At 71.5% G+C, this 16,130-nt stretch carries 14 protein-coding genes; 10 read left to right on the top strand and 4 right to left on the bottom strand.

The window, feature by feature from the left end; all coding sequences use genetic code 11:
- Nucleotides 1–90: 90 nt before the first annotated feature.
- The 3 genes from ABS52_13885 to ABS52_13875 are packed head-to-tail and all read left to right on the top strand — an operon-like array spanning nt 91 to nt 2,785.
- A complete protein-coding gene (locus ABS52_13885; protein ODT02405.1) occupies nt 91–294 on the top strand; it encodes a hypothetical protein in 204 nt (67 codons plus the stop codon).
- Nucleotides 295–326: 32 nt separating this feature from the next.
- Nucleotides 327–2,132, top strand: a complete 1,806-nt coding sequence (locus ABS52_13880; GenBank protein ODT02404.1) for a hypothetical protein — start codon at nt 327–329, stop codon at nt 2,130–2,132.
- Nucleotides 2,129–2,785, top strand: a complete 657-nt coding sequence (locus tag ABS52_13875; protein ID ODT02403.1) for a hypothetical protein — start codon at nt 2,129–2,131, stop codon at nt 2,783–2,785. Before ABS52_13880 ends, ABS52_13875 begins: the two co-directional genes overlap by 4 nt.
- 31 nt (nt 2,786–2,816) lie before the next feature.
- On the opposite strand, the gene ABS52_13870 is transcribed toward ABS52_13875, so the two are convergent.
- The 4 genes from ABS52_13870 to ABS52_13855 all read right to left on the bottom strand — a co-directional run bounded on the left by ABS52_13870 (nt 2,817) and on the right by ABS52_13855 (nt 7,282).
- Nucleotides 2,817–4,565 carry a hypothetical protein gene (locus tag ABS52_13870; protein ID ODT02402.1) on the bottom strand — a complete coding sequence of 583 codons (1,749 nt, stop codon included), beginning with the start codon at nt 4,563–4,565 and terminating at the stop codon, nt 2,817–2,819.
- A gap of 79 nt (nt 4,566–4,644) precedes the next feature.
- On the bottom strand, nt 4,645–5,403 hold the full coding sequence (locus tag ABS52_13865; GenBank protein ID ODT02401.1) for an ABC transporter: 759 nt from the start codon (nt 5,401–5,403) through the stop codon (nt 4,645–4,647).
- Nucleotides 5,400–6,947, bottom strand: a complete 1,548-nt coding sequence (locus ABS52_13860; GenBank protein ID ODT02400.1) for a hypothetical protein — start codon at nt 6,945–6,947, stop codon at nt 5,400–5,402. Before ABS52_13860 ends, ABS52_13865 begins: the two co-directional genes overlap by 4 nt.
- Nucleotides 6,944–7,282 carry a hypothetical protein gene (locus ABS52_13855; GenBank protein ID ODT02399.1) on the bottom strand — a complete coding sequence of 113 codons (339 nt, stop codon included), beginning with the start codon at nt 7,280–7,282 and terminating at the stop codon, nt 6,944–6,946. The genes ABS52_13860 and ABS52_13855 overlap by 4 nt, the downstream gene beginning before the upstream one ends.
- Before the next feature lie 137 nt (nt 7,283–7,419).
- Between ABS52_13855 and ABS52_13850 the strand changes: the two genes are divergently transcribed.
- The 7 genes from ABS52_13850 to ABS52_13820 all read left to right on the top strand — a co-directional run bounded on the left by ABS52_13850 (nt 7,420) and on the right by ABS52_13820 (nt 16,130).
- Entirely contained in the window at nt 7,420–10,323 is a 2,904-nt protein-coding gene (locus tag ABS52_13850) for an excinuclease ABC subunit A (GenBank protein ID ODT02398.1), read from the top strand.
- Between the two features lie 34 nt (nt 10,324–10,357).
- On the top strand, nt 10,358–11,032 hold the full coding sequence (locus ABS52_13845) for an L-serine dehydratase, iron-sulfur-dependent subunit beta (GenBank protein ODT02397.1): 675 nt from the start codon (nt 10,358–10,360) through the stop codon (nt 11,030–11,032).
- Nucleotides 11,033–11,080: 48 nt separating this feature from the next.
- The gene (locus ABS52_13840; protein ODT02396.1) at nt 11,081–11,965 is read left to right on the top strand and encodes an L-serine dehydratase, iron-sulfur-dependent subunit alpha; all 885 of its coding nucleotides are present in this window, start codon (nt 11,081–11,083) and stop codon (nt 11,963–11,965) included.
- A gap of 139 nt (nt 11,966–12,104) precedes the next feature.
- Nucleotides 12,105–12,509, top strand: a complete 405-nt coding sequence (locus ABS52_13835; GenBank protein ID ODT02395.1) for a hypothetical protein — start codon at nt 12,105–12,107, stop codon at nt 12,507–12,509.
- A gap of 2 nt (nt 12,510–12,511) precedes the next feature.
- Nucleotides 12,512–13,300 carry a hypothetical protein gene (locus tag ABS52_13830; GenBank protein ODT02394.1) on the top strand — a complete coding sequence of 263 codons (789 nt, stop codon included), beginning with the start codon at nt 12,512–12,514 and terminating at the stop codon, nt 13,298–13,300.
- Nucleotides 13,297–14,493 (top strand): hypothetical protein, encoded by a 1,197-nt coding sequence (locus tag ABS52_13825; protein ODT02393.1) that lies wholly within the window; start codon nt 13,297–13,299, stop codon nt 14,491–14,493. The genes ABS52_13830 and ABS52_13825 overlap by 4 nt, the downstream gene beginning before the upstream one ends.
- Nucleotides 14,494–14,657: 164 nt before the next feature.
- On the top strand, nt 14,658–16,130 hold the full coding sequence (locus tag ABS52_13820) for a cysteine--tRNA ligase (GenBank protein ID ODT02392.1): 1,473 nt from the start codon (nt 14,658–14,660) through the stop codon (nt 16,128–16,130).

Genomic DNA, 16,130 nt, shown 5'->3' with positions numbered 1-16,130 from the left:
TGGACCGGGGCGGCCAGTCACACCATCATTCACGCGCTGCGCGAGTGACAGCGATTCCCGCGCGCGGGATCCTCATATCCCCCACCGCCCATGACCGACGACGACGTCCCGCGCGAACAGCGCAAGAACGTCCTGCTCCGGATTCTCATCGACGACATGCTCGCGCAGGTGCGGGAGATCCATCGGCAGGCGACGGGGCCGTGGGACCCGAATGATCGTGAAACGGCCGAGCGGGCGCTGGAGCGCATCATGTCGCAAGTGCGGCAGGAAGCGCTGCGTGACGGAGATCGCTGAGCGCGTGGCGCTCCCCTCGTCGTCCCGCTGACATGGCTCCTGCGGGACTCCTGGCCAGTTGGGCGGCCGCGCTGTTCGCGGCCTGGGCCTTCATCGGCGGTCTTGCCGCGCAGTCCCCCGGTCACCCGGCCCGGCGGTCGGCCCAGCGGGCCCTCGTCGCGAGCGCGGTGGCGGCCGCCGGCGCCACCGCCGTGATGCTGGCGTTGCTCCTGTCGGGAGACGTCACGGTCAGCTACGTGGCGCGCAGCATCGCGCGAAACGTCCCGGCGCCGTACCGGCTGGCCGCCATCTGGAACCTCCCGGCCGGCGCGGTCCTCCCGACGGCGGCGCTGGTCGCCGTCACCGGGAGCCTGGCGTCGGTACGTGCGCGCGGCTCGCTCGGTGTGGCGGTGGCGGGGGCCATCGTGATGTCGCTGTGCGCCGCCTCGCTGGCGGCCGCACCGTTCACCACGCTGCCGTGGATTCCCACCGAGGGGCTCGGCCTGGCGCCCGTGCTGCAGAATGCGTGGTCGGTCGCGGGGCGCATGGCGCTGGTGGCGGCCATCGCGCTGGCGACGGTCGCGAGCGTGGCGGCGGCCGACCGCCTGGCGCAGGGGGGAGCCACCGCGGCCGCACCGCGCCTGCAGGCGCTGCTGCCGCTTGGCACGCTCGCCCTGCTGGGGGTGGCGATGTGGGCGTCGGCGCGCGGGGCGTTCGTCGCCGGCGCCCAGGCCTCGCCGGCCCCGCCAGCTGCATGGGGCGGGGCCCTCGTCCCGGCGCTCGTCGCGACCGTTTTCGCGTGGCACGGGGGGCGTGCCGGCGGGGCCGCGGCGTTGGGCACCGCCCTCGGCGCGCTGGGACTCATGTGCGTCGTCGTCCTCGCCCCTCCCGGGCGCGCCGCGGCGGCGCCGGCGATGGCGGCCTTCGCCGTGGCCTCCCTCGGTGCGGCCACCTGGGGAGCGGCCCGGGGCGCCGTTCGCGCGCGGGCCGGCGTGCGGCGCGTGCTGGCGCTCCTGGCGATCTCTGCCCTCGCGAGCGGAGCGGCGACCACGTTGTGGCTGGCGGGAGACGGAGGGGCCTGGAGCGTCCCCGCGGCCCAGTGGCTTCTCGCCGCGGGCGGCGCGGCCCTGGTCCTTGCGGAGGTCCCGGGGCCGGAGGCGACCGCCGTCCGCGCGCCGCGGTACGGCGCCGCATGGGTGGTGGCCGGCGGTGTGGCCGGGGGCGCGCTTGGCGCCTGGCTGTCGCCGAGCGCATCACCCTCCCTCGCCTGGTCGGTCCTGGCGGGGCTCGCGACGGGGATGGCCGCCTTGCGGCTGGCGGGTGCGACGGGGGGCGTGGCGACGCTCCCGCTGACGATCCTCTCGCTGGCCACGGCCGCGGCCGCCCTCGCGTCGGCGGGGGAGGGAGGGGCCGTCCGCACCGCCATCGCCATCCCGAGCGGAGGAGAGGGCGAGGTGGCGATGCGCTTCGGTCCCCCCGTCACGCTCGCCCACCAGGGCGTCTCCCGCTTCCCCGATCGCAACGCCCACGTCCTCGCCGTCGCCCTCGAGCCGGGCCGCGGGGGGCGACCGCTCCCCCTGGTGTCGGTGGAGCTGCGCGAATATGTCGACTCGCGTGACGAGACGCTGGGCCCGGCGGCCTCGCGCCCGGCGGACTTCGGGACGCGGTCGCAGGAGGTGCGCGTCGAACTGGCCGAGGTCGGTGCCGACGAGGGGGTGCGCCTGTCGGTGACGGTCGTGCCGTTCGCCGCGGGATGGACCCTCGCCCTCGTATTGGTCGTCCTCGCCGCGCTGGTCCGGGCGGCGACGCTCCTCACCTCATCACCGGCCGGGGTTGCACCCGGCGAGACCTGCGAATGACTGCGCTCATCATCGGAATCGTGCTCGTCGTCGGAGGGGTGGCCTTTGCCGCGGCCCCCTTCCTGCGGCGTCACACTGCAGCTGGCGAAGGCCCCCGCCGGCATGGCGCCGCGGCCGATCCCGCATCTGCCGCATCCGGGCGCGCCGCGGACGCCGAATCGGGGAGCGCGACCGTTCCCGCCGGGGCGCTGCCGGCGCCGGCCGGCGCTCCACGCGCCCGATTCGCCGCGCTGCCGGCGTCGCTGGCCGCCGAGCTCGAGGAGCTGGAGCTCGACCTGGCGATGGGGAAGCTGTCGGAGGGTGACTACCGGACGCTGCGCGCTGGGCTCGAGCGGCGGGCGGCGAAGGGGGCGACCGCATCTCCGTCAGCTGCGGCCGGCCGCACCCCTCCCAGCGCCGGGACGGTCGAGTCGATCCCCGCGCCGCCGGGCGATGCGCCGTTGGAGCTGGACGCGATGGCGGAGCGCCTCGTGCGCGAAGCGCGTCAGCGCGCCGTGTCGTGCGCGACGTGCGGGCCGCGCCCCGAGCCCGGGGCGCGCCATTGCTCGCACTGCGGCCGGGCGTTGGGCGGCTGCCCGTCGTGCGGGCGCGAGCTCCGCGTCCCGGGGGCCCGCTTCTGCGACCACTGCGGGGCGGCGCTCGCCACGCCCTGAGCGGGCGCCGTTTCCGCGGCCCCCGCGTGGCCTAACGCTCCAGTGCCTCCAGCCGCCGTTGCGCCATGCGCAGCGGGACGAACGTCGCCAGCAGGCAGAGGAGCGCGGCGAGGCCGAAGCCCAGCACCATCTGGGTCGGATCGACCGTCTCCGGCGCGCCGTACAGCCGGGCCGACAGGTACTGGTACACCGGGCGCGCCTCGAGGAAGATCATCCCCCCGATCACGACCACGGCGGTCATCATGAACATCAGTCCGCCGAACGAGGTGGGGATCTGCGCCGCGTTCTCGGTCTCGAAGCGCGGGTAGAGCGTCCCGAACCCGACCGCGAGCCCGGCGATGGCGAAGGTGAGGAGCGTGATCGATCCCACCGAGACGGCGAACATGAAGGCGCTCACCTGCAGCAGCGTGTTGGTCACGGTGACGATCGCGAGCGCGAGGACGAGGAGGGGGACGGTCCCGACCCAGAACTTCGACCACAGCAGCTCGCGCATCGACATCGGGCTCGAGCGCAGCAGCCACCACGAGCGTCCCTCCAGGCTCACGCCGGGAAAGAGGAAGCGCGCGGCGACCGACGCCAGCACGAATCCCGCCAGCCCGAGGTTGAGGAAGGGGATGAGGTTCACGATGAAGAAGGTGATCCCGTCGCCGGTGAGCGGCAGGAACTTGATGTTCACGACGTACACGACCACCAGCACCCCCAGCAGGATCAGCTGCGACCACTGGGTGGTGTCGCGGAAGAAGACGCGGAGCTCCTTGAGGATCAGCTCGCGCCGCAGCGTCCCGAACGGCGCCAGGAGCCGGGCCACGATTGCCGGGCGCCCCGTGCTGCGCACGCCCTGCTGTGCGCTCTCCTGCGCCTTGGTGAAGCCGACGGCGTACAGGCGGCGGTGCAGCAACGCCCCGAGCACGACGAACGCGGCGGCCGTCGACCACAAGAGGTAGAGGGGGAGCGGGTCGAAGTCCCCGGTGAGCCATCCCATCAGCGTTCGCTGCATCCATTCGCTGGGGAGCGCCGGCGAGGTGGGGCCCCGGAGGATGGCGATGAACTCCACGAGCGAACGAAACCCCTCGGGCCGGGCCAGCTGCTCCGGGCGCATGAGGCGGAAGAGGATCACCACGCCCGCCCCGGCAAGCACCGTGATGACCGACAGGATGTCGCGGGTGCGCCTGGCGGGGAAGATGTTGACCAGGAGCAACGTGATGGCGCTCCCCACCACCGAGGGGATGATGAGGAACGGGACGAACGCCACCAGCGCCACCAGCGGGAAGAGCGGCCCGCCCTGGTACGCGATTCCATACGCGCTCAGCATCGGGATGGCGAGGAGCACCACCATCCAGCTCGAGTGCACCATCGTCTCGAGCAGCTTCGCGCCATACAGCGTGAGCCAGTCCACCGGTGCCGCGACGAGCAGGTCGAGGTCGCGGGCGAGGAAGAAGCTGGACAGCGACGTGATGATGTTCGAGAGCAGGAGGATCGAGACGAACGAAAGGAGGAGGATCCCGAGGAGCTTCCCCGCGAGCAGCGCCCCGATCTCCTCGACGCCCTTGAAGTAGGCCAGCACCCGGTAGAGCGCGCCGAAGGCGAAGGCCCAGAATCCCAGCCCGATGACCCCGAGAAGCGCGTAGCGCGCGGCGCGCCCCGTCTCGGCGGTTGCCGCGCGGGCGCGGGCGGTGAGCCACTTGGGGGAGAGGAGATGGAGGAGCGTGCTCCCCTTGCCCGCCCCCGGGACGACCCGTCCTCCGGCGGGGGTGTAGCGGGCATCGTCACCTGCCACCAACGGGTGCGCTCCCGAGAGGAGACGGTGTCGCTCCACCACCCCCGGCGTCGGGGCAGCCGGGAGCGGCGGGAGCGGATGGTCAGGCATCGAGGACCTCCACGAGCCCCCGCACCGCGTTCTCGCCCGTCAGCCGCAGGAAGATCTCCTCCAGCCCCTCATCGCCGCGCTCCGCGTGCCGTCGCAGGTCGTCCATCGTCCCGCAGGCGCGGATGCGCCCCTTCTGGATGATCCCGATCCGGTCGCACATCGCCTGCGCCACCTCGAGCGTGTGCGTCGACATCATGATCGTGTGCCCGCGGCGGGTGTATTCACGGAACAGGTCCTTCAGCGTCCTCGCCGCCTTCGGATCGAGCCCCACCATCGGCTCGTCGACGACGATCACCTCCGGGCGGTGCACGAAGGCGCTGGAAATGATCAGTTTCTGGCGCATGCCGTGCGAGTACGACTCCACGAGCTCGTCGCGCCAGTCCTCGAGGTCGAAGAGCGCCAGCAGCTCGCGCGCGCGCTGCTCGACCCTGGCGCCGTCCTCGCGAAACAGCCCCGCGACGAAGCGCAGGAACTCCATCCCCGTCAGCTTCTCGTATATGAACGGGCGATCCGGAATGAAGCCGAGCTTCGCCTTGGCCGCCATCGGGTCGGCGGCCAGGTCCAACCCGGCAATGCGCACGCTCCCCGCCGTGGGACGGAGGATCCCGGCGATCATCCGGAGCGTCGTCGTCTTGCCGGCGCCGTTCGGCCCGAGGAAGCCGAACAGCTCTCCCTTCGGGACGAAGAGGTCGATCGCGTCGACGGCCGTGAAGTTGCCGTACTTCTTGGTGAGTCCGGTGAGTTCGATCATCGTGATGCGGGGCGGGGCGTCCGGGAGATGACGTCGAGGCCGATGGGGTCGATGACGCGGGCGAGCTCCGCCTCCAACGAGAGACTCCCCACCCAGAGGCGGATGTGCGAGGCGTCGGTGGGGAACGCCCCGAGGGTCGGGTCGACCCCAACCCAGCGTTGCAGCATCACCTCGGCCCACGCGTGGCGGTACGGCGTGCCGTCCGCCAGCAGGATGCCGCTGACGGTGCGCGCCGGGATCCCGGCGGCGCGGGCGAGCGCCACGAACAGCTGCGCATGCTCCGCGGCATCGCCGCGACGCGAGCGGAGCGTCCCCACGGCGCTCGGGAGGGTGACGGATGGCTCCACCACCAGCGAGTCGTGGACCCACTCGGCGATGCGTCGGGCGACCAGGTCGGTCTGCGCCTCGCGGCGTCGCAGCTTCCGCGCCAGCGCCACGATGACCGGGTGCTCGACCTCGAGCAACGGCTCGGCGCGCAGCTCGCGGGCGAAGCGCGCGCGGGTCGCCGGGCTCGGCGGGAGGGGGAATGAAGGGAGCAGCGCGCGCTGGTCGTCGCGGACCACGGTCACCGTATCGCCCTGCACGCGTTGCGAGCCGCCGTGCACGGGAAGGCGCGCGAGGTCGAGCCCGCGGATGCGGACGCGCAGCGTGTCGAGCGGCGTCCCGGCCGCGCGCGCCGGGGGAAGGGTGGCACGCTCACCCCTGGCGGCGCGGGCGCGCAGCGAGCTGGCGGCGCGCCAGTTCTCGAACGCCACCTCGTAGGCCGTGCGCCGCACGGTGAGCCCGCCCGGCGCCCGGAGGGTGATAATTCGCCCGAGATCGTCGACCCAGGCATCGAACGGGCCACCATCCGTGGCCACCAGGTGGAAGCCGCGCACGGTGTCCGCGTGGGCGCCGAGCCAGCGGCGCGAGTTGGGATCGAAGGCGGCGCTGTCGACGAGCACGAAGGTCGACTCGGCGCGGATCGACACCGGCAGCGGGCGGGCCGACATGGTCACGGGGTCGAACATGTCGACCGTGGCGTCGCGCCCCACCTCGGGCGCATCGCCCAGCATGACCGCCAGCGGGACGACGGTGGGGAGGAGGAGCGGCCCCGCCAGCTGCACGCGGATGGTGTCGGCGGGGGTGGCAGGGGCCTGCACCACGTATTGGAGGAGGGAGTCGCCGACCGTGCGGCCGTCGGCCCGGAGGGCCATCGAGTCGCTGGCGACGGTGATGGCGAAGTCGCGCAGCGCCAGGGCGCGCGACAGGCGCACCACCGACTGCGCGGTCGAGCGCTGGAGCGCCCCGCGAATGGTGAGGTCGGCGACCAGGTAGTCGGTCACCTGCACGCCGCCGGGCACCGTGTCGATGGTGCTCGACGCGAACCCCACATGCCGACCGTCGCGCTCCACGGCGAAGAAGGTGGCGCCGGGGGCCACGCGCATCGCCGCCGCCGCCAGCTTCTCGCGCGGAGAGCGCGAGAGCTCGCGCTGCGCGAAGGCGGCGATCCCCGCCCCCCATGCCGCGAGGATCCCGATCGCCAGGGCGCCGCGCGCGTTCATGACAGGAGGGCCATCGAGGTCTCGTCGTTGATCCAGTTCACGTACTTCTCGAGTCCCCACTGCACCTCGAGGGCGAGCAGCTCGGGCACCTTGTACGGGTGCAACTCGGCGAAGGCCCGCTCCAGCGCGTGCAGGACCGCGGAGCGGGTCTTCATCAGGATGACGGTCTCCTGCTCGTCGGCGATTCTCCCCTCCCACCGGTACAGCGACCGGGAGCCGGGGAGGAGGGTGCCGCAGGCTATCAGGCGGCGCTCGAGGAGGGCACGCACGAGCGTTGCCCCCTCGTCGGGGGAGGCCACGGTCGTCATCACGACGACGGCATCGGTGTGGGGCATGGATTCGACTGGTCCGGGGGGCGGTGGCCGGGGCACGCCGCCCCAGCAGGGACAGCGCAGAGGTAGCGGAAGTCACGCGGGTCGCGCCAGCTGCCAGCCTTGAAGCGCGCCCGGCCTTCGGTCAATATTCGGGATCTATGGCCGACGAAGCGCTGATCGTTCGCGGGGCTCGCGAGCACAACCTGCAGAACGTCGATGTCACCATCCCGCGCGACAAGCTCACCGTGATCACGGGGCTGTCGGGGTCGGGGAAGTCGTCGCTCGCCTTCGACACCATCTACGCGGAGGGGCAACGGCGCTACGTCGAGTCGCTGTCGGCCTACGCGCGGCAGTTCCTCGGGCTCATGGAGAAGCCCGACGTGGACACCATCGAAGGGCTGTCGCCGGCCATCTCGATCGAGCAGAAGACTGCCGGGCACAACCCGCGCTCGACCGTCGGGACGGTCACGGAGATCTACGACTACCTCCGTCTCCTCTACGCCCGCGCCGGGACGCCGCACTGTCCCAGCTGCGGGCGTCCGGTGCAGCGGCAGAGCGCAGGACAGATCACCGACAGCGTCCTGGCGTGGCCCGAGGGGACGCGCATCGAGATCCTCGCCCCCCTCGTCCGCGGGCGAAAGGGCGAGTTCCGCGAGCTCTTCGAGGCCGCGCGGAAGCAGGGCTTCCTCCGCGCGATGGTCGACGGCGAACTGGTCGAACTCGCCTCGCCGCCCAAGCTGAACCGCCGGCAGAATCACGATGTCTCCATCGTGGTGGACCGCCTGCTGGTCCGGGGCGAGGATCGGGGGCGGCTCACCGATTCCATCGAGACCGCGCTCAAGCTCGCCGACGGACTCGTGGAGGTCGTGACGCACGCCGGCGAGCAGGGGACGCAGCTGTTTTCCGAGCGCTACGGCTGCCCCACCTGCGGCATTTCCATGCCGGAGCTCGAGCCGCGGCACTTCTCGTTCAACTCGCCCTTCGGGGCCTGTCCCGCCTGCAGCGGCCTCGGGACGCGGCGCGAGGTGAGCGAGGCGCTGATCATCGGCGACCCGTCGCTGACGATCCTCGAGGGGGTGATCCTTCCCTGGGGGGAGCCGGACGGCTACCTGCGCCGGGTCATCCTCCCGGGGCTCGCGAAGGCGCTCGGGTTCGACCTCAACGCCCCGTGGGCCGGGCTCCCCGAGCGCATCCGGCGCGTCCTCCTGCACGGCGGCGCCGGCGACGCGGGGGTTGCGGCTGACGAGAAGGGAGGCGCCCGGGGCCGGGCGAAGCGCGCCACGGCCAAGGCGCCCGCGCGGCGTGTCGCCGCCTCCCGTCTCCCCTCTCCCGTCCAGTGGGAGGGGATTCTCGCCAACATCGCCCGCCGCTACCACGAGACCGACTCCGACACCATCCGGATGGAGCTCGACGGCTTCATGGTGGTGCGCCCCTGCGGGACGTGTGCCGGGCGCCGCCTGAAGCCGGAGTCGCTCGCGGTGACCGTGCACGAGCGCAACATCGGCGAGGTGGTGGAGCTGTCGATCGGCGAGGCGCGCCGCTTCTTCGACGACGTCCCCGTTCGTGGCAACGGGCGGGCGGGGCTCGACCCCGAGATCGCGACGCCGATCCTCAAGGAAGTGCGCGAGCGGCTCCGCTTCCTCGACGACGTCGGGCTGGACTACCTCACGTTGGGCCGGTCGGCCGAGTCGCTGTCGGGGGGCGAGGCGCAGCGCATCCGCCTCGCCACGCAGATCGGGTCGCGCCTCGTCGGCGTCCTGTACATCCTCGACGAGCCGTCGATCGGGCTGCACCAGCGCGACAACGCGCGCCTCCTCGCCACCCTCAAGCAGCTGCGCGACCTGGGGAACACGGTCATCGTCGTCGAGCACGACGAGGACACCATCCGGGAGGCCGACTACGTCATCGACCTCGGGCCGGGGGCGGGGAAGCACGGCGGGCGGGTGGTCGCCGCCGGGAGCGTGCAGGACGTGATGCGCGTCCCCGACTCGCTCACCGGGCGCTACCTCAAGGCCGAGCTGAAGATCGCCGTCCCCGGCGCCCGCCGCCCGGTCGACCGCGGTCGCCTGCTGCGGGTGGAGGGGGCGCGGGAGCACAACCTGCGCGACCTCACCGTCGACTTCCCGTTAGGCACGTTCATCGCCGTCACCGGCGTCTCCGGGTCGGGGAAGTCCACGCTGGTGGAGGACATCCTGCACCGCACGCTGGCCCGGCATTTCTACCGCGCCCGGGTCATCCCCGGCGAGCACCGGCGCATCACGGGGCTCGAGCACATCGACAAGGTCATCGACATCGACCAGTCGCCCATCGGCCGGACCCCGCGCTCGAACCCCGCGACCTACACCGGGGTCTTCACCCCCGTGCGCGAGCTCTTCGCCGAGATGCCCGAGGCCAAGATCCGCGGCTACGGCCCGGGGCGCTTCTCCTTCAACGTCAAGGGGGGGCGCTGCGAGGCGTGTCAGGGCGACGGGCTGGTGAAGATCGAGATGCACTTCCTCCCCGACGTCTACGTGCCGTGCGACGTCTGCAAGGGCAAGCGCTACAACCGCGAGACGCTCGAGGTCCGCTTTCGCGGCCTCAACGTCGCCGAGGTCCTCGACCTCACCGTCGAGGATTCGCTGGCCTTCTTCGAGCACCAGCCGCGCATCCACCAGAAGCTGCAGACGCTCTTCGACGTGGGGCTGGGCTACATTCACCTCGGACAGAGCGCGACCACGCTCTCGGGAGGCGAGGCGCAGCGCGTGAAGCTGGCCACCGAGCTCTCCAAGCGCGACACCGGGCGCACGCTGTACATCCTCGACGAGCCGACCACGGGGCTGCATTTCGAGGATGTGCGCCTCCTCCTCGACGTCCTGCATCGCCTGGTCGACCGCGGGAACACGGTCCTCGTCATCGAGCACAACCTCGACGTGATCAAGACCGCCGACTGGATCGTCGACCTGGGTCCCGAAGGGGGCACCAAGGGAGGGGCGATCGTCGCCACGGGGACGCCGGAGGAGGTCGTGCGCGCGTCGGGGTCGTATACTGGTCAGTACCTGAAGCCCATGCTCGCGCGCCGCTAGTCGCCCGGCCCTTCCTCCTTTCGTCTCTGCATCGATGGTTTCGCTGCTCGACATCATCGGCCCCGTCATGGTGGGGCCGAGTTCCTCGCACACCGCCGGCGCCTGCCGGCTCGGGCTCCTCGCCCGCGGGCTGGTGGGCGGCACGCCCCAGCGGGCCCGCATCGAGCTGCACGGCTCCTTTGCCCGGACCGGCGAGGGGCACGGGACCGACAAGGCGATCGCCGGCGGGCTGATGGGGTTCCGGCCGGACGACGAGCGCCTGCGCGACGCCCTCGACATCATGGAACGCGAGGGGCTCGCCTACGAGTTCGAGAAGACCAAGCTCGGGGAGGAGGGGGAGACCCACCCCAACACCGTCCGCATCACGCTCGAGCGGGGCGACCGCCATGCGGTGATGGTCGGATCGTCGTTAGGCGCCGGGCGCATCCTCGTCTCCGAGGTCGACGGCTTCCCCGTGGAGGTGCACGGCACCTACCACACCATCGTCCTCGTGGCCGAGGACATCAAGGGCTCCGTCGCCCGCATCGCCGGCCTCCTCGCCGACGACGGCGTCAACATCGCCAACCTGCGCCTGACGAGGAAGCAGCGCGGCGGCGACGCATTCATGGTGATCGAGTTGGACGACGAGCCGGGCCCCGAGGTCCGCGACCACATTCGCGCCCTCCCCTGGGTCAGCTGGGCCTACCGCCTCGACAAGGTCGGCGCCTGACCCTTCTCGCCTTCTCGCCTTCTCATCTTCTCGTCTTCTGATTCGACCATGTACAAATCCCTCGCCGACGCCATCCGCGACGCGGAGTCGCAGCGCACGACCCTGGCCGCCGTCGCCCTCGCCGCCGAGTCGCGCGACCAGGGGCGCACGGCGGACGACATCCGCGCGACGCTCGCGCGCGCCCTCGACGTGATGCGCGGCGCCGTGAGCCAGGGGCTCACCGGCGAGTTGCGCTCGGCGTCCGGGTTGGTGGGTGGCGATGCCGCCAAGTTGCGCCAGGGACCGCCCGGCCCACTGGCCGGGACCCCCTTCCGCGACGTGCTGGCCCGGGCCCTGGCGGTGCAGGAGGTGAATGCGGCGATGGGGGTGATCGTCGCGGCCCCGACGGCGGGTGGGGCGGGTGTCCTCCCCGCCGTCCTCCTCGGCCTCGCCGAGGCGCGCGGCGTGGGCGAGGAGGCGCTCATCGACGCCCTGGCCACGGCCGGGCTCATCGGCGCCGTCGTCGCCGAGCGGGCATCGCTGTCGGGAGCGGAGGGGGGGTGCCAGGCGGAGACCGGGGCCGCCGCGGGGATGGCCGCCGGTGCGGCGACCGAGATGCTGGGAGGGACCCCATCCCAGGCGGGCCACGCCGTCGCCCTCGCCCAGCAGGGGACGCTGGGGCTCGTCTGCGACCCGTTAGGCGGGCTGGTCGAGCTTCCGTGCGTCTTCCGCAACGCCACGGGGGCGGCGATCGCGCTCGCCGCGATCGAGATGGCGCTCGCCGGGATCACCTTCGCCATCCCCGCCGACGAGGTGATCGACACCATGGGCGAGATCGGGCGGAGCATGGACGTCCGCTACCGCGAGACCGCCGGCGGAGGGCTGGCCGCCACCCCCACCGGCCGGCGCCTGGCGCGAGAGCGCCTGGTCCAGATCAAGCGCGCCGAGCCCTAGCCGCGAGCACCACGCGCCCCATGCTGTTCCAACCGAAGCCTGCCCTATAGGTTTTCCCTCGTCTTCTCGTCTTCTCGCCCGAGAAACCTCTCCCCCCCTCCCGCCGTAGGGTCCGCCAGACCTTTCGTTCAAGGTGCACATGGTCAGTCGCGAAGACATCGAGTTGTTCCTGGACCGCCTCTCGCACGAGGGGGCGACGTACGACGAGGTGCAGCCGGGGCTCTGGCGGGTGCAGCCAGGCGGCATGCTCGATGCGGACGTCATCGTGCACCACAATCCGCCCGTCGTCGTGTTGCGCTTGAAGGTGATGGACGTCCCCAAGGATGCCGCCACCGAGGACAAGCTCAACCGGCGCCTCCTCGAGCTCAACGCCAGCGACCTGGTGCACGGGTCGTACGGCATCAGTGATGGGGCGATCGTCCTCACCGAGGCGCTCGAGCTGTCGCACCTGGACTTCGAGGAGTTCCTGGCATCGTACGAGGGCATGACGCTGGCGCTCGCCACGCACATGCGCGAACTGGCGTCATTCCGCGAGGAAGCCTGAGCATGGGGATCTTCGACCGTCTCGCCTCACTGATCAAGTCGAACATCAATGATCTGATCTCCTCCGCCGAGAACCCGGAGAAGATGCTCAACCAGATCATCGTCGACATGCGCGACCAGCTGGTGAAGGCCAAGCAGCAGGTCGCGGCCGCCATCGCCGACGAGAAGCGGCTCCACGACCAGTTCCAGGCGGAATACAAGCAGTCGCAGGACTGGGAACAGAAGGCGATGCTCGCCATCAAGGAGGGACGCGACGACCTCGCGAAGCAGGCCCTCGTCAGGCAGAGCGAACACTACGCCCACGCCCAGCAGCTCGAGATGACGTGGCAGGCGCACCAGCTCGAGACGGAAAAGCTGAAGAACGCGCTGCGCGACCTCAACGAGAAGATCGAGGAAGCCAAGCGAAAGAAGAACCTCCTCCTCGCCCGCCAGCGGCGCGCCCAGGCGCAGAAGCGCATCTCCGAGACGATGTCGGGGCTGTCGGAGAAGTCCGCCTTCGAGGCCTTCGCCCGCATGGAGGAGAAGATCGACCAGAACGAGCGCATGCTGAAGGCCTCGACCGAGATCGACGAGGAGTTCTCGGGCGACCGGCTGCAACGCGACTTCAAGCTCCTGGAGAAGTCCGCCGGGGGGGCGAGCGCCGACGCACAGCTCCTGGCGCTCAAGCAGAAGATGGGGCTCCTGCCGCCGGCGCCGCCGGCGGAGAAGCGGCAGCTCGGCGCCGGCTCGGCTCCCGGCGAGGAGACCGTGCACGCCGAGATCGAGGACGCCGACGACTCGCCAGGCGCTTGACGACGTCCCCCTCGGCCCCCCTCAAGGTCGCGCCCGTCCTGACGTCGACGGTCGCGACCGTTCTGTTGCTGGGGCTGTTCTACCGGGCGGCGGACATCTTCCTCCTCTTCTTCGTCGCCGCCCTCCTCTCGCTCTTTCTCGGCGCCGTGCGCGACGCCCTCGTCAGGCGCACGCGCCTCCCGGGATCGATCGCCTTCTCCCTGGCGGTCGCCGGCACGATCGCCGCCGTGGCGGGGCTCGTCACCCTCCTCGTCCCCCCGGTCGTCGAGCAGACGCAGCAGCTGATCGGCAACCTTCCCGGCTACGTGACCGCCTGGCAGGAGTGGCTGCAACGACTTCTCCTGCGCTATCCGCGCCTGCAGGAGATCTGGCGCACCGAGTCGGCCAAGCTGGTGAGCGGGATCGTCTCGCAGGCCGAGGGGGCGGTGAGCGGGATCCTGCCGCAGGTGGTGGGGATCGGGCACGCCGTCGTCAACATCGTCTCCATCCTGGTGATGGGGATCTTCCTCGCGTTGCACCCGGCGACGTATCGCGAGTGGCTCATCGCCCTCTTTCCCCCGGTACGGCGCGACCTGGTGCGAGACGTCCTGGGCGACATCGCCGGTACCCTGCGCGCGTGGATCGTGGGGCAGCTCCTGGCGATGACCGTGCTGGCGATCCTCACCGCCATCGGCCTCTACCTCCTCGACGTCCCGTACTGGCTCACCTTCGGCGTCTTCACCGGCGCCGTGGCCATCATCCCGTTCTTCGGGACCCTGGTGTCGTCCGTCCTCCCGGCCTTCTTCGTGCTCGGGGGGGAGGGGGTGTTCGGCATGGGGCCGGAGATGCACGCGCTCCTCGTGATCGTCCTCGGCTTCCTGATCCACATCATCGAGGCCAACTTCGTCGTCCCCATCATCACCGCGAAGCAGGTGGAGATCCCGCCGGTCCTGAGCATCATGGCGGTGCTGGTCGTGGGGCGCCTGCTGGGGCCGATGGGGCTGCCGGTGGCGGTCCCGCTCCTGGCCGTGCTGATCGTCATGGTGCGGCGCATCCTCATCAACCGCATCTACGACGCGCAGGGGATGGAGCGGGGCGGGCAGGGGCGCGTGCTGGTGCTGCGCGTCCCGGCGGCCGATGGGGGCGTCCTGGTCACCGCCGACCCGCCGCTCGACGTGTTGCGGCTGTCGGGAGGCGAGCGCCGGGGCGCATAGGAGCCGCGCCGCGTGACCTTCGAGCCCGGCCACGAGACGCTCCCGCGGGAGGGGCTGGCGGCCGGCATCGGGGTCCGCCTGCCTCGCCGGGGGGGGCACCGCGCGCGGAACGGGGGACGCCCGGTCGCTTCGTCGATCGGCGGCCGCGCGGCTAGATTGGGGGAATGAGCGAGTTTCGCCTCTACAACACGATGTCACGCACCGTCGAGCCCTTCCAGCCGCTCGACGGCGAGACCGTCCGCTTCTACTCGTGCGGCCCGACGGTCTATGACCCGGCCCACGTCGGGAACTTCCGCACCTTCCTGTTCAACGACCTGCTGCGGCGGGCGTTGCGCCTGGAAGGGTGGAAGGTCGTGCAGGTGCAAAACCTGACCGACGTCGACGACAAGATCATCCGGCGCGCCGAAGCCACCGGGAAGACGATCGCCGAGGTCACCGAGCCGGTCACCGAGATCTTCCATGCGGATCGCCGCTACCTGCGCATCGAGGACGCCGAGGCGTACCCGAAGGCGACGACGCACATCCCCGAGATGATCGCCCTCGTGCAGCGGCTGCTGGACAAGGGGGTGGCCTACAAGGCGGAGGACGGGTCGATCTACTTCGCGATCGACCGTTTCCCGGGATACGGCAAGCTGTCGCGGCTCGACGCCCGGGAGGTGCGGAGCGGCGCGCGCGTCGCGCAGGACGACTATACGAAGGAGAACGCGCAGGACTTCGCGCTGTGGAAGGCGGCCAAACCCGAGGACGAGGTCACCGGGGCAGCCTGGGATGCTCCGTTCGGCCGGGGGCGCCCCGGGTGGCACCTGGAGTGCTCGGCGATGGCGATGAAGTACCTGGGCGAGACGCTGGACATCCATTGTGGCGGGATCGACCTGGTCTTTCCGCACCACGAGGACGAGATCGCGCAGTCCGAGGCGGCGACCGGGAAGACGTTTTCCCGCTTCTGGTGCCACGGGGAGTTCCTCCAGATCGACGGGACCAAGATGTCGAAGCGGCTGGGGAACATCACGACGGTGAAGGACCTGCGGGAGCGGGGGGTGTCGGCGGCGGCACTCCGGCACTTCGTCTTCTCGACGCATTACCGGAAGCAGATGAACCTGTCGGGGGCAGGGCTCGAGGCCTCGCTCGAGGCGGTGCGCCGGGTGGGGGAGCTGGCCCACCGCCTGGAGACGGCGCGGGGGGGGACGCTGGAGCTGGCGGAGGCGGCGCGGGAAGGGGAGGGCGCGTTCCGGGGGGCACTGCGGGACGACCTGAACGCCCCCGAGGCGGTGGCGGCGCTGTTCACCTTCTTGCAGCGGGCCAATGCCGAGCTCGACCGGAGGGGGGGGGATACGCCGGCGCTGGCCGAGGCGCGGCGGGTCTTCGGGCTGATGGATTCGGTGCTGGACATCCAGCCGCGGGCGACGCGGGTGGTGGTGGGGGCGTCGCGGGTGGAGCCGGAGGTGGCGGCGCTGGAGGGGGTGGGGGCGTCGGAGCGTGAACGGATGACGTGGGCGGTGGGGCGGTTGCAGGAGCGTCTGGCGGCGCGGGCGCGGCGGGACTTTGCGACGTCGGACGCGATCCGGGCGGAGGTGGAGGGGGCGGGTTTCGTGGTGAAGGACACTGCGCAGGGGACGCAGCTGGAGCGCTGGCGGTAG

The sequence above is a fragment of the Gemmatimonadetes bacterium SCN 70-22 genome, from assembly GCA_001724275.1.
Lineage (GTDB): Bacteria > Gemmatimonadota > Gemmatimonadetes > Gemmatimonadales > Gemmatimonadaceae > SCN-70-22.
Note: the sequence above shows the minus strand (reverse complement) of the source record. Positions and strands in the feature narration are given on the sequence as shown.